This is a genomic window from Faecalicatena contorta, from assembly GCF_021531895.1.
GTDB lineage: Bacteria > Bacillota > Clostridia > Lachnospirales > Lachnospiraceae > JAFBIX01.
Genome location: NZ_JAFBIX010000007.1, coordinates 90,296 through 103,656, shown reverse-complemented (window position 1 = coordinate 103,656; position 13,361 = coordinate 90,296). Strand labels below are relative to the sequence as shown.

Sequence of the window (13,361 nt, the reverse complement as noted above, 5' to 3'; positions counted from 1 at the left end):
TAATCAATCGGCTTCGCCGCAAATTTTGAGCGATTTGTCAAGCGTTTTTTGCAAAAAAGTGGGTGATTTTTTGAGATAAGGGTCGGAAAGCCTTATAAAATCAGGGCTGAAGATTCCGAGAAGTTATCAGACAATGATAGGAGGAATGAAAACATGAGTAAAATCGAAGAAGTTCGTGCCGATATGGTCAAAGCCATGAAGGCCGGTGACAAAGAAACCAAGGAAACGCTGTCCATGCTGTTGGCTGCTCTTAAGAATAAAGCAATTGACAAACGCGCTGATCTGACTCCCGAAGAAGAGACACAGGTTATCATGAAAGAGATCAAGCAGACCAAAGAGACTCTGGAAATGACTCCTTCCGACCGCACAGAGATTATTGATGAATGCACCAAACGTCTGGCTGTATTAGAACAATATGCCCCTAAGATGATGGATGAAGCCGAGATCAAGGAGATCTTCGCTTCCGTTCTTGCCGAGATGGGTCTGGATGCTCCGACTGCAAAAGACAAAGGAAAGATCATGAAAAATCTAATGCCAAAGGTAAAAGGCAAAGCCGACGGCAAGCTGGTCAATGAGATTGTATCTTCTTTTATGAGCTAAGCTGATGGCAATAAAAAACCGATCTTGAAATCACAATTTCAGATCGGTTTTTTTGTTCTTCTTTTTATTCTGCTTCTGTGCCGGAATCTTCTGACTCATCAACATCATCTGTCTGAATAGAATCTGCATATGGTTCTTCGGATTCTTCCTTAATCGTAACACTCAAATCATTAAAATCAATCTTCTTCCATACCTTTTTATCGACATTAATATCTGCATCATCCATCCACCCATCACAGGTCTCTGTATATTTCTCCTGCTGTCTCTGGCTGATGATTTCCTGCTTCTTACTATTCGTTGCATCCTGATCAAAAAGACTGGTCACTTTTGCAACATAACATCCGCTATCCGTATCTATAACCCCTGTTATCTCTCCTTCATTCAAAGCATCCGCTGCTGCAACCAGATCTGCGGAAGGTGATGTACTGTCTTTATCAAAAGTCGCCGTAGATGTCTCAAGTCCCTGTTCCTGGGCATATACATTGAAATCTTCTGCCGCTGCAGCCCCTTCTGCAAAACCTTCTGCCTGCGCCTTTACATCTGCCTTTTCATCATCCGTCATATCCTGAGTGGTTCCATCTTCTGCCGTGGTAGTATAAGAGAAGTATACATATTGCATGCTCTTCTGTGCTGCTTCTTCATCTGAAACCTCTGTATCTGCAGTTGCCTGAATCGCATCTGACATCTTCTGCTGAATAGCCAAAAGCGTCATCACACGCTTTACAGCCTTCTCTGTACCAGATACCTTCTCCTTGTCCTCCAATGCATTTGCCTCATCAAATTCCTTGGCTGCATCTTCAATCACAAGCTTCTCTTCATCAGAAAGAGACACATCATATTCTTCCATATGTTCTTCAAGAAGAACCATCTTTTCCAGTTCTTCCAAGACACTGTCCTTGACAGATTCTTCGTACGTCTTACCTTCTTCTGCTTCTGAACTCCACATATCGTCTCCCAGATAAGCTGAATAATAAGTCTCATACTGAGCCTGCATGTATCTCGCATAAAAATTAGCAACATCTGCCGTAATCTCTGTATCGTTCACGGTGACAACCACATCATCATCATTGAATGAGCTGCATCCGGTAAGAGATGTCAACGCCAACACCCCCGCCATTGCAAGCATCAATATTCTTCTTTTCATATCTGTATATACCCTCCTTAGTACCATTAACTCATTTATTATATCCTTTTTTTACGTTTCAATCAATGCTTTCATTTCAATTAACACTTTTTTCACAACCGATAGTGCATCTGGCGCTTTTTCTTTTTTATTGCGCTTCTTTTTCTCATAGATAAAGCAAGGATTGACCGCATCAGCTTTTATGATCAGCTCTCCTTTGAATTTTTCCAGGAATTCCGGAATCTTCTGGGTCTGAATTTTTGCTTTTTCATACATGGTAAATGTATAGATCTCTCCCTTTTGCTCTACAGCGGTGACATATACATTGTGCGCCATTGCTTTTAAACTTGCCACATCCAATAATTTTTCCACTTTCTTCGGAATATCTCCAAAACGATCTATCAACTCTTCCATCATGTCTTCTTTTTCTTCCTCGTTTTCTATGGCCGCTATCCGCTTATAAATATCTAGCTTCTGGTACTCATTCGGAATATATGAATCCGGAATATAAGCATCCACATTCAGATCCATCGTTGTCACAAAGGTATCTTCATCCATCTCACCTTTCAGATGTTTCACAGCCTCATTTAACATCTTACAATACAGATCATATCCTACTGCTTCCATATGACCGTGCTGCTCTGCGCCAAGAAGATTCCCTGCTCCTCGAATCTCCAGATCTCGCATTGCAATTTTAAATCCTGATCCCAGATCGGTAAATTCCCGAATTGCAGATAATCTCTTTTCCGCCACTTCTTTCAGCAACTTATCCTTACGATACAGGAGGAATGCATAAGCCATTCGATTCGAACGTCCGACTCTTCCGCGAAGCTGGTACAGTTGTGACAATCCCAGGCGATCTGCGTCATGAATAATCATCGTATTAACATTGGAAATATCCAGACCTGTCTCGATGATTGTCGTCGATACCAGCACATCAATCTCTCCATTGATAAACTCATACATAATCTTCTCCAGCTGATGTTCCCGCATCTGTCCATGTGCATATTCCACCGTAACATCTGGCACAAGCTTCTGAATTCTGGCTGCAACTTCCGCAATATCCTCGACCCGGTTATACACATAGTAGACCTGTCCTTGTCTGGAACATTCCCTTTCAATAGCTTCTCTTACCATCTCATCATTATATTCCATTACATAAGTCTGAATCGGCATACGATCGTTCGGGGCTTCTTCCAACACACTCATATCACGAATTCCTATCAGGCTCATATGAAGTGTTCTGGGGATTGGCGTTGCTGTCAACGTCAGTACATCTATATTCTCTTTTAATTTTTTAATCTTCTCTTTATGCTGTACACCAAAGCGCTGCTCTTCATCAATGATCAGAAGACCCAAGTCTTTGAATTTCAAGTCATCTCCCAATACCCGATGAGTACCGACAATGATATCTACCAGTCCTTTCTTCGTGTCCTCAATCGTCTTTTTCTGCTGAGCAGGAGTGCGAAATCTGCACATCAAATCTACTCTGACCGGGAAATTCTTCATTCGCTGTGTAAATGTATTATAATGCTGCTGTGCCAATATTGTAGTTGGTACCAGATAGACTACTTGCTTATTCTCCTGAACCGCTTTAAATGCAGCACGGATCGCAATCTCTGTCTTACCATACCCTACATCCCCGCAAATCAGACGGTCCATAATCTTATGACTCTGCATATCTCGTTTTACAGCTTCAATCGCCAGTAACTGGTCTTCTGTTTCCTCAAATGGAAACATTTCTTCAAATTCCCTCTGCCAGACGGTATCTTCCCCATACACATAACCGTCCTGATTCTGTCTGGCTGCATAGAGTTCAACCAGATCCTTTGCAATTTCTTTTACCGCTCCCCGTACTCTCGTCTTCGTCTTATTCCAATCCTGGGTTCCCAGACGGTTCAGTCTTGGTTTCTTTGCATCCGCACTGGCATACTTCTGAATAAGATCCAATTGAGTTGCCGGAATATAGAGATTCCCACCTTGCGCATAAGAAATCTTCATATAATCTTTTGAGATCTTGTCTACTTCAATCTTCTCAATTCCCTGATAGATTCCCAGTCCATGGTTCTCATGTACCACATAGTCTCCCGGTTTTAATTCCGCAAAGCTCTGAATCTTACGGCCTTCGTAGACCTTTCTCTTCTTCTTTTTTCTAGTCTTACCAAATATATCCGTCTCTGAGATGACAGTAAACTTAAGGAGTGGATATTCATAACCTTCTGCTACATATCCATATGCCGTCATAATCTCCCCCGGCATGACTTCCCGATTCATCTCTTCGCTGTAATAACTACTAAGATTATAATCTCTCAGATCTTCTGCCAACCTCTTTGCCCGGGTTCTGGAACCCGACAACAGAATGACTCTATATCCATTTCGCTTCAATCGCTTCAGATCCTGTGTCAGCGCATCAAAACTACTATTATAGGGATTCACACTCTTAGTCTGAAGACTGTAAGATGCCCGAACTTCCAAACCTTTGCAACGCATATCTAACGAAAAAAAACCGATGCTGCTGTAACCGTTCATTTTCTTCAGAACTGCTTCCGTCTGATACAGCTTGACTTCTCCTTCTTCCAGCTGATATCCGCTTTCCAGCCTGTTTTTCTTTGCCTCCATAAATTCTTCTTCTACACCTTGTCCTTTTTCCAGAAGGCGGACGGGTTCGTTTAAGAAAAGAATCGTCTGATCTGTCGGAAAATAATCTAAAAAAGATACTCCTTTTTCCCCCTCCTGTGGAAATTCCAATGCAGGGCAGATGGTTACTTCTGTCAAATTCTCAATGGATCTCTGGCTCTCTACATCAAATGTACGAATCGAGTCCACTTCATCTCCCCACAATTCAATACGAACCGGAAGCTCCTCAGTCAATGGATAGACGTCCAGAATTCCTCCCCGAACTGCAAACTGCCCTGGCCCTTCAATCTGAATTTCCCGATCATATCCAAGTGCTACAAGCTTCTTCTGCATTTCTTCCAGGTCAATCACACTGTCATTGGAAATATGGAGCATCCTCTCTCTAATAACCTCTTTTGGGAGCAAGGAATCCATAAAAGCATCGAAACTGGTCACAACAGTCATCGGTCCTCCCGCAACGATCGCCTGAAGCACCTCCATTCTCTGTCTGATCAACTCCTTGCTTCGAATATCTGCCTGATAAAACAACAGATCTTTCGCCGGATACAGATAAGTCTCTGCATCCATGAACCGATATTCCTCATAGACTTGCTTCGCCTTAGATTCACTGGAACAAGCGATGACTTTGTAATGACAGCCATCGCTCAGCGCATACATCATATGGGATTTCTGAGAATTGACACAGCCACATACTCGTATCATTCCCGGTGCTTTCATCCTTTTTTTACTAATCTCTTCAAACTCTGCTAATTCATTCAATGGCCTGATTAAGGCTTGCATATCTATGCCTCCTTAGGCTTTACTTTTCTGTTATATTCATTCATAGCAGCTTCCATCTCTCCGTCAAGGAGCATCTCCACCGCCTTTACTGCTTTCTGGTATCCTTCTTCCATCAGCTCACTCTCTGCTTTTGAAAAATGACTGAGCACATAATCTGCAAGATCATATTTCTTCGGTTTCTCACCAACCCCCACTTTAATTCTCGGAAAATTCTGTGTACCCAGATTCGCAATAATATTTTTAATTCCGTTATGTCCTCCGGCGCTTCCTTTTTTACGAATTCTCAGCTGACCGACATCCAGACTGATGTCATCATAGATTACCAGCAGTTCATGTTCCACATCAATCTTATAATAATCCACGAGCCCCCGTATACTCTCCCCACTTAGGTTCATATAAGTCTGAGGCTTGACCAGAATAACCTTCTGCCCTTCAATCATTCCTTTTCCAATGAAAGCACGGCTCTTTCTCGCATCTACCGATATATTATATTTATCCGCCAATGTATCTATGACATCAAACCCGACATTATGTCGTGTTCCTTCATACTGTAATGTGGGATTTCCAAGTCCTGCAATAATATACATCTGTTTGTCACCTCGTAATTTTATAGAATTTTATTTATAGAATTTTAATAGAAATCGTAGTTTTTTATTATACAAGAAGCCATGAATAATTTCCACTCTTTTCTCATACATTATAGAAAGTAACAATTCATCCATAATACAGGAGGTCTCTATGAGTTCCAAAACCAAAATCGTCGTATTGCATATGAAGGAAATCATCTATACCTTGATTTTTGCTGCGCTGGCAGTCATATTAATTCTACTTTTGGTATTTATGTTCCTTCCCAAACATAAAGAAGCAAAATCAAACGAAGCAAAATATATGCCAGGAGTCTATACGTCCACACTGTCATTAAACAATACTGCACTTGAAGTAGAAGTAACCGTCGACGAATCCCATATTAACTCCATTCGTTTCTCCAATCTTGACGAAAGTATTTCTGCAATGTATCCTTTGATTCAACCTACGATAGAAGATATCGCAGAACAGATATACAACAATCAATCACTAGATAATATCCAATATTCTGAAGATAATCCATATACTTCCCAGATGATTGTAAATGCAATCGAAGAAGCATTGAAAAAAGCCGAAACTTCTGAATAGCTTCGGCTTTTTCAATGTAATCTTCATTCTATTATCCTTCTACGATCAGATATCTTCCACCCGGAATAGAAAATACCTCCGACGCTTCTTCCAGCTCTTCTTCCGACATTCCATCCACATCCATGCCTTCTTCTTCAAGAAATTCTCTGACTTCTTCAATACTATCGACTACAACCGCCATACAGTCTTCCAGAAACGCTTCCGCTTCTTCCAGCGTCTCCGCAACCGGCTCATCAAATAACTGTGCCTGATTCTTAAGAAATGTCTTCAGGCAATCTTCATCGTACTCATACATTTTCACAAAATCCTCCCTTATTCCGTTTTTTCTTTAAACGAACTGCAATAATTCTTCCGGGCTGCCAATAATAGTATCGGCTCCTGCAGTTTCTAACACTTCCTTCGACCGGAACCCCCACGCCACGCTGATAGTACGCAGTCCCGCATTCTTTCCCGTTCGGATATCTACTTCAGAATCTCCCACATAGAGGCATTCCTCCTGTGACACGCCCATCTGCTCCATCAGATAATTAACACCTGCCGGATCCGGCTTTCTCGCGATCTCTTCCTTCTGCCCTTGTGCAAAATCAAACATCTCCTCGCCAAAAACCTCACGAACCACCTTCACCGTCTGCTGATGCGGCTTATTCGACAAAACCGCCAACTTAATCCCCTTATCCTTCATACTCTTCAGCATCTGGACGATTCCTTCATATGGTGTTACATGATATGTACAATTCTCATCAAATATACGTCCGTATATCTCCATAGCTTCTTCAATTCTTTTTACATTCTCTTCTCCCGTTGCCCGAAGCGAGCGCTCCATCAGACATCTTGCTCCATCACCTACAAACCGGCGACATTCATCCGTCGTAATCTCCGGAAGATCCATTTCCCTTAAAGTTGCTTTTACAGAATACGCCAGAGATTCCAATGAATCTGTCAATGTTCCGTCTAAATCAAATATACAAGCCTTCATAATACAAATCCCTCCATGCACTAATCATAGTATGTGAGGGGTAAAAATGCAAGTGGGGACGTAGACTTTTGAAAAAAGTCTACGTCCCCACTTGCAAAATGTGGTGTACCTAATCGACAAACAGGGTGTACCTAAGTGAGGTACTGTCTCATAATCCTCAATGCATTTTTTTCCAGACGGCTGACTTGTGCCTGCGAGATTTGTATCTCTTCTGCTACTTCCATCTGTGTTTTTCCTTCAAAAAAACGCAGTTTTATAATGTACCGTTCCCGTTCTCCTAAGTGTTCCATGGCGGCTTCCAGGGACAGATCTTCGACCCATTTATCTTCTTTGTTCTTGGTGTCACTAATCTGATCCATGACATATAGCGCATCTCCTCCATCGTTGTATACTGGTTCCTGAAGGCTCATTGGCACTTGTATGGCGTCCAACGCAAAAACTATGTCTTCTTTAGAGATTCCAATCTCTTCCGCAATCTCCTGGACAGTTGGCTCTTTGAGATTGCGTTTGACATAATTTTCTTTCGCATAAATAGCTTTGTACGCAGTATCACGAAGCGAGCGGCTGACGCGGATAGAATTATTATCTCTCATATATCTGCGAATTTCCCCAATAATCATTGGCACAGCATAGGTGGAGAATTTGACGTCTAATTCTGTATTAAAATTATTGATTGCTTTAATCAGACCTATGCAGCCAATCTGAAACAAGTCATCTGGATTCTCATTACTTCCTCCAAAACGTTTGATTACACTCAATACCAGTCTTAAATTTCCTTTGATATATTCTTCTTTTGCCTCTGCATCCCCTACTTTGATGCGCGCAATTAAAGCTTCCTTCTCCTCTTCATTCAGGATTGGAAGCTTTGCCGTATTCACACCGCATATTTCAACTTTTCCCTGTGCCATAATTGAGCCCTCCTACTAGATGAATAAAGTAATTTTTCTCTAGTAAAATGATTCTCATTATGCACTTTCGTTATTCTCCATCATAGGAAAATAAAAAAAGTTTTACTCCTTGACAAATATGTATCTCATAATATATCCCATTATAACAGGGGCGCATATCATCTATGCGCCCCTGTTCCCGCTTATCATCCACTCACTATAGCAGCTTATTCTTCTCGATCCCATTTATCTGCCAGATTCATAATCTGACTCTCAAATTTTGCCAGATCTTTATTCGCAAGACCTTCATTCTTATATACAACTTCAAGCAGTCTCTTCGCAGCAGCAACAACACGATTGAAAGCAGAAGCAGCCTTTACCCTGGCCGGCTTCTCCACAGCCTTCTTCGGAACCTTCACTCCTTCTGTAAGGATCTCGTTGGCTGCCAGATCTACCGCACCGCCAGAATACGGAGCAAATGCCGGACATCCAATGGTCTCCTCCACCAGACTTGCGAAATGATCCGTAACCGTATCCTCACCATGCACAACAATGACACGCTGTGGCTTCTTCTCAAATCCTTTCAGCCAGTCCAGAAGGCCATTCATATCTGCATGACCACTGATTCCCTTCAAAGATTCAATGCGGGCATTCACCGTAATATTCTCTCCGAACAGCTTGACACATTCCGCTCCCTCAATCAATTTTCTGCCCAAAGTTCCAATCGCCTGATATCCCACAAAACATATCGTACATTCAGATCGCCACAGATTATGCTTCAAATGATGCCTGATTCTTCCAGCCTCACACATACCAGATGCCGATAAGATAACTTTTGGCTTGTCATCAAAATTGATCATCTTCGATTCTTCACTGGTAATCGTTGTCTTAAGCCCTGGGAAAACCAATGGATTAATCCCTTGTTCTACCAATGCCATAGCATCCTCATCAAAGCATGACTTTACATTTTTATTAAATACGTTAGTCGCTTCAATTGCCAATGGACTATCCACATACACTTCAAAGCCAGGATATTCCGGAAGGAGATTCTTTTCTTTAATCTCACGGATAAAGTATAATATCTCTTGCGTCCGCCCCACTGCAAAGGACGGAATCACCACATTACCGCCTTTTGCAAATGTTTCTCGAAGAATCCTGGTAAATTCTCCCACATAATCCGGGATCTCATCCCCATGTGTACGATCCCCATAAGTTGATTCAATGACCACATAATCAGCCTCTGCAACTTTTTGTGGATCTTTGATAATAGGTTGATTTCGATTTCCCACATCGCCGGAAAAAACAATTTTCTTAGAAATATCCCCTTCTGTAATCCACACTTCGATACTTGCAGACCCCAGCAAATGGCCTACGTCACAAAAGCGGACTTCAATCCCTTCACACAAAGTAATCTTCTGGTCATAATCACAAGGTGATAACAACTGAATTGCAGCATCTGCATCTGCCATGGTATACAACGGTTCATACACTTCCGCGCCGCTCCTCTTGGCCTTACGGTTTCGCCATTCAGCTTCAAACTCCTGAATATGTGCACTGTCACGAAGCATAATATTACATAAATCTGCCGTAGCAAACGTTGTTACGATCTCTCCTTTAAATCCTTCTTTACACAAGAGCGGAATTTTACCAGAATGATCAATATGTGCATGAGTCAGAAGTATATAATCGATCTCTCCCGCTGTGACAGGAAGTTCCTGATTCTCATAGAGATCTGGCCCTTGTTCCATACCACAGTCAATCAGAATATTCTTTCCACACGCCTCTAGCAAATGACAACTACCGGTTACTTCATGGGCTGCTCCGATAAAGCTAAGTCTCATAAAACCAACCCCTTTTTGTTTTCATTATACACCTTTTCTGTAAAAGTTGCTATGAATACTTTACCATTTCGCGTCTTAATCTCTGCATGATCTTTTTCTCTAATCTTGATATATATGACTGAGAGATACCGAGCATATCCGCCACTTCTTTCTGCGTTCTCTCTTCGCCATCCGGCGTCCCCAGGCCAAAACGCATCTGAATGATCGTACGTTCTCTTCCTGACAGTCGGTTAATTGCCCGGATTAGAAGTTTTCTCTCCACTTCATTCTCCAGGTCCTTATATATTGTATCCTCTTCCGTTCCCAGAATATCGGACAACAATAATTCATTACCATCCCAGTCTACATTCAAAGGCTCATCAATTGAGACTTCCATCTTCGTCTTATTATTCCTTCTAAGATACATCAGAATCTCATTTTCGATACATCGAGAGGCATATGTCGCAAGCTTAATATTCTTATCCGGATTAAACGTATTAATTGCTTTTATTAATCCAATTGTACCAATAGAAATTAAATCCTCTACACCCACTCCTGTATTATCAAATTTTTTTGCAATATACACTACCAGCCTCAAATTGTGTTCAATCAGAACCTTTCTCGCCTGTTTATCATCTTCAGATCCCAGATCATTGATTGCAGCCATCTCCTCATTACTGTCCAAGGGAGCCGGCAGAATGTCCGATCCTCCAATATAATGAATATCTTTTTTATCCGGGAAAAAGAATGTACGAAAGTCCGGAACTACCTTCAGCTTAAATTGATGCGGCACTGCCACTTTTATCACCATAATCGATTCCTCCTATTAATATATCAGGATTCAGAATCATCTGATAATCATCCGCTGTCAGATCTTCTTCGGAAACTGCGACCAGCGGTTCTGCAATCCAGAATCTTCTTTCTTGGCAGACATACATCCCATCCAGACGGATCAGCGGCATAACTCCTTCGGAACGTCCAATCGAATGATACGGAATATAGCGAAGTTTTGTCAGATTTTCTTTCCCATACAAAACACGGATTACTTTCTGGTCAACAATACTGACCGGACCTCCTGTAATCTCATCTCTTAGACAATTCCCGGTATCTATCAGCGCCTCTACCTGACATTGTCTTTTGCCATTACAGAGAATTACTTTTACGCGACTTTGCTTTCTCCGTGCCAGATAGCTGATCAGGCTCCAGATTCCTGACACTACATAATAACTAACAATAGCCAGAACAAAGAAAAGGCTTCCTATTCGTACATATTGTCGAACGCACAGTAACACTCCTCCGATCAGGAAACCGCTAACATAGATCAGAATCCAAGTTCTTATCAATTCACGCCACTGCCTGATTCCAAATCCTGTTTTTATCATTGCAACACTTACCAAACCATGGAACAGTATGAATTTCATGAATGTATTGTTCAATGGAACCACTACGATCAGACACGTAAGAAATGCACCTGCCACAGCCGCCAGACAGACACGCCAGGCAGGGACAGAACATCTTATCATCTTACGAGTAATCATCAGTACAAGATAATCCATCATAAAATTCACCATAAAGAATACATCTATGTATAATTCATAGTACACGCTCCACCTTCTTTCATTTTCATCACCGGTTTGGTACATCAGCAAAATTTATTATACGAGTCATCTCGAAAAGATTTTGTCAGATGATGGAGTGGATTTTGATTTTCGTTCGACAGTTCCTGTGAACCACAAGATATAGATTCAGAAAAGTCATTTTGGGGAATTCTATTTGTAGAAATACTATATTTGGTATACTTTTTTGGCACAAAAGAAAGAATTTTGAAAAGAAAAAGAGGATTTTTTGGCGTTTATTGTCATTTCTTCCCGAATATTTTTCCTGGTGGAAATGATACTTTCCACAACCGTAAAACTTCTGCATCAGCTGATTCTTCAAGCTATACAGCAATAAAAAAAGAATGTGCCAAAGCACATTCTTTTTTTATAATCTAATGAATTACTTCTTAATAATAAATTACTTCTTAAAGAAATCTGGTATCTTAATAGACTGTTCTTTCACTTTGCTGGTTGGTGTTCTTGGTGTATCCAAAGTAGGAGTTGTACCTCCTACTGGTCTTCTCGGAGCAGACGTTGTTCCACCGCCCTGTGTAGGAGCTGCACCAAAATCTAATCTTGGAGAAGCCTGAGAGCTGCGTGGCGCAGTCTGACCAGCTCTTTCATATACCTGTGATGCTGCTGCATTATGTGGCATTGAAGAAACTCTCTGGTTTTCAAGTCTTGATTTTAATTTCGAAGCACTTCCGCCTACATTATGAAGGCCTGTTGCAATTACTGTAATCGTTGCTTCATCAGCTCTGGAATCATCATACATTGCACCAAAGATAATATTCGCATCTTCTCCTGCAAGTTCTTGTACATACTCAGCCGCATCAGATGCATCCATAAGTGTGATATCACCAGATACATTAATAATAACATGAGATGCGCCTGCAATCGTTGTCTCAAGCAACGGACTGGCAACTGCCTGCTTAACAGCTTCCAGTGCCTTGTCATCACCACGTCCCTGTCCAATACCGATATGTGCAATACCTTTATCCGTCATAACAGTCTGAACATCCGCAAAGTCAAGGTTGATCAGTGAAGGTACATTGATCAGGTCTGTAATACCCTGAATACCTTGCTGCAATACTTCATCTGCTTTCTTTAAAGCTTCTGGCATAGTCGTACGTCTGTCCACAACCTCCAGCAATTTATCATTCGGGATAACAATCAATGTATCGACGCTTTCTTTTAACTTTTCAATTCCAGCAAGAGCATTATTCATACGTGTCTTAGACTCGAAACGGAAAGGCTTCGTTACAACACCTACAGTCAGAGCACCCTGCTCTTTTGCAATCCGTGCAACTACTGGTGTAGCACCTGTCCCGGTACCACCGCCCATACCGCAAGTTACAAATACCATATCTGCTCCCTTTAATGCTGCAGATATCTCTTCTGCACTTTCTTCTGCTGCTTTCTCTCCGATTTCAGGTCTTGCACCTGCACCAAGTCCCTTGGTGATCTTGTCCCCGATCTGCATTAATGTTGGGGCTTTACATAATTGAAGCGCCTGCTTATCTGTATTAATAGCAATAAATTCGACACCGGCAATCTGCTCGTCAATCATACGGTTTACAGCATTATTACCGCCACCGCCGACTCCAACAACAATTATTTTTGCCGCTGCTTCTGATTCATTCGTTTTAATTTCTAGCAAGGGTTTCTCCTCCTTTGTTATCCTTATTATATATTATACATCCCATACATAAAGCAAATGAAATGAGTTCAGTTTGCCATATATACTATATAATAAAGACTTTCGTA

12 protein-coding genes are annotated in these 13,361 nt (G+C 41.5%); 2 read left to right on the top strand and 10 right to left on the bottom strand.

Annotation, left to right across the window (positions count from 1 at the left end; all coding sequences use genetic code 11):
• Positions 1–153 precede the first annotated feature (153 nt).
• The gene (locus JQM81_RS03865; RefSeq protein ID WP_235232222.1) at positions 154–600 is read left to right on the top strand and encodes a GatB/YqeY domain-containing protein; all 447 of its coding nucleotides are present in this window, start codon (positions 154–156) and stop codon (positions 598–600) included.
• Positions 601–664: 64 nt separating this feature from the next.
• Here JQM81_RS03865 and JQM81_RS03860 read toward each other — a convergent pair whose 3' ends face one another.
• From JQM81_RS03860 to pth, 3 genes are read right to left on the bottom strand one after another with little or no spacing between them, the layout of a single operon-like run.
• Positions 665–1,744 (bottom strand): peptidyl-prolyl cis-trans isomerase, encoded by a 1,080-nt coding sequence (locus JQM81_RS03860; protein ID WP_235232221.1) that lies wholly within the window; start codon positions 1,742–1,744, stop codon positions 665–667.
• A gap of 51 nt (positions 1,745–1,795) precedes the next feature.
• Complete coding sequence (gene mfd / locus JQM81_RS03855) at positions 1,796–5,140, bottom strand: transcription-repair coupling factor (RefSeq protein WP_235232220.1); 3,345 nt, start codon at positions 5,138–5,140, stop codon at positions 1,796–1,798.
• Positions 5,141–5,142: 2 nt separating this feature from the next.
• Complete coding sequence (gene pth, locus JQM81_RS03850; RefSeq protein WP_235232219.1) at positions 5,143–5,727, bottom strand: aminoacyl-tRNA hydrolase; 585 nt, start codon at positions 5,725–5,727, stop codon at positions 5,143–5,145.
• A 151-nt stretch (positions 5,728–5,878) separates the two neighbouring features.
• On the opposite strand from pth, the gene JQM81_RS03845 reads away from it, so the two are divergent.
• The gene (locus JQM81_RS03845; protein WP_235232218.1) at positions 5,879–6,313 is read left to right on the top strand and encodes a hypothetical protein; all 435 of its coding nucleotides are present in this window, start codon (positions 5,879–5,881) and stop codon (positions 6,311–6,313) included.
• Between the two features lie 31 nt (positions 6,314–6,344).
• Here the strand turns inward: JQM81_RS03845 and JQM81_RS03840 are convergent, their stop codons facing one another.
• The 7 genes from JQM81_RS03840 to ftsZ form a co-directional block, all read right to left on the bottom strand.
• Positions 6,345–6,608, bottom strand: a complete 264-nt coding sequence (locus JQM81_RS03840; RefSeq protein ID WP_235232227.1) for a glyoxalase — start codon at positions 6,606–6,608, stop codon at positions 6,345–6,347.
• A gap of 33 nt (positions 6,609–6,641) precedes the next feature.
• Positions 6,642–7,289, bottom strand: a complete 648-nt coding sequence (locus tag JQM81_RS03835) for an HAD family hydrolase (RefSeq protein WP_235232217.1) — start codon at positions 7,287–7,289, stop codon at positions 6,642–6,644.
• A gap of 131 nt (positions 7,290–7,420) precedes the next feature.
• Positions 7,421–8,197, bottom strand: coding sequence for an RNA polymerase sporulation sigma factor SigG (gene sigG, locus JQM81_RS03830; RefSeq protein WP_235232216.1), 777 nt, complete (start codon positions 8,195–8,197; stop codon positions 7,421–7,423).
• Positions 8,198–8,403: 206 nt separating this feature from the next.
• Positions 8,404–10,017, bottom strand: coding sequence for an MBL fold metallo-hydrolase RNA specificity domain-containing protein (locus JQM81_RS03825; protein WP_235232215.1), 1,614 nt, complete (start codon positions 10,015–10,017; stop codon positions 8,404–8,406).
• Positions 10,018–10,066: 49 nt separating this feature from the next.
• Positions 10,067–10,807 (bottom strand): RNA polymerase sporulation sigma factor SigE, encoded by a 741-nt coding sequence (gene sigE / locus JQM81_RS03820; protein ID WP_235232214.1) that lies wholly within the window; start codon positions 10,805–10,807, stop codon positions 10,067–10,069.
• A complete protein-coding gene (locus JQM81_RS03815) occupies positions 10,773–11,600 on the bottom strand; it encodes a sigma-E processing peptidase SpoIIGA (RefSeq protein WP_235232213.1) in 828 nt (275 codons plus the stop codon). The genes sigE and JQM81_RS03815 overlap by 35 nt, the downstream gene beginning before the upstream one ends.
• Positions 11,601–12,012: 412 nt before the next feature.
• A complete protein-coding gene (gene ftsZ / locus JQM81_RS03810) occupies positions 12,013–13,254 on the bottom strand; it encodes a cell division protein FtsZ (protein ID WP_235232212.1) in 1,242 nt (413 codons plus the stop codon).
• Positions 13,255–13,361: the final 107 nt, after the last annotated feature.

Bases quoted from the DNA above. Each gene is read 5' to 3' on its own strand.
- JQM81_RS03865 (WP_235232222.1), top strand. From the start codon at position 154: ATGAGTAAAATCGAAGAAGTTCGTGCCGATATGGTCAAAGCCATGAAG.
- JQM81_RS03860 (WP_235232221.1), bottom strand. From the start codon at position 1,744: ATGAAAAGAAGAATATTGATGCTTGCAATGGCGGGGGTGTTGGCGTTG.
- mfd (WP_235232220.1), bottom strand. From the start codon at position 5,140: ATGCAAGCCTTAATCAGGCCATTGAATGAATTAGCAGAGTTTGAAGAG.
- pth (WP_235232219.1), bottom strand. From the start codon at position 5,727: ATGTATATTATTGCAGGACTTGGAAATCCCACATTACAGTATGAAGGA.
- JQM81_RS03845 (WP_235232218.1), top strand. From the start codon at position 5,879: ATGAGTTCCAAAACCAAAATCGTCGTATTGCATATGAAGGAAATCATC.
- JQM81_RS03840 (WP_235232227.1), bottom strand. From the start codon at position 6,608: ATGTATGAGTACGATGAAGATTGCCTGAAGACATTTCTTAAGAATCAG.
- JQM81_RS03835 (WP_235232217.1), bottom strand. From the start codon at position 7,289: ATGAAGGCTTGTATATTTGATTTAGACGGAACATTGACAGATTCATTG.
- sigG (WP_235232216.1), bottom strand. From the start codon at position 8,197: ATGGCACAGGGAAAAGTTGAAATATGCGGTGTGAATACGGCAAAGCTT.
- JQM81_RS03825 (WP_235232215.1), bottom strand. From the start codon at position 10,017: ATGAGACTTAGCTTTATCGGAGCAGCCCATGAAGTAACCGGTAGTTGT.
- sigE (WP_235232214.1), bottom strand. From the start codon at position 10,807: ATGGTGATAAAAGTGGCAGTGCCGCATCAATTTAAGCTGAAGGTAGTT.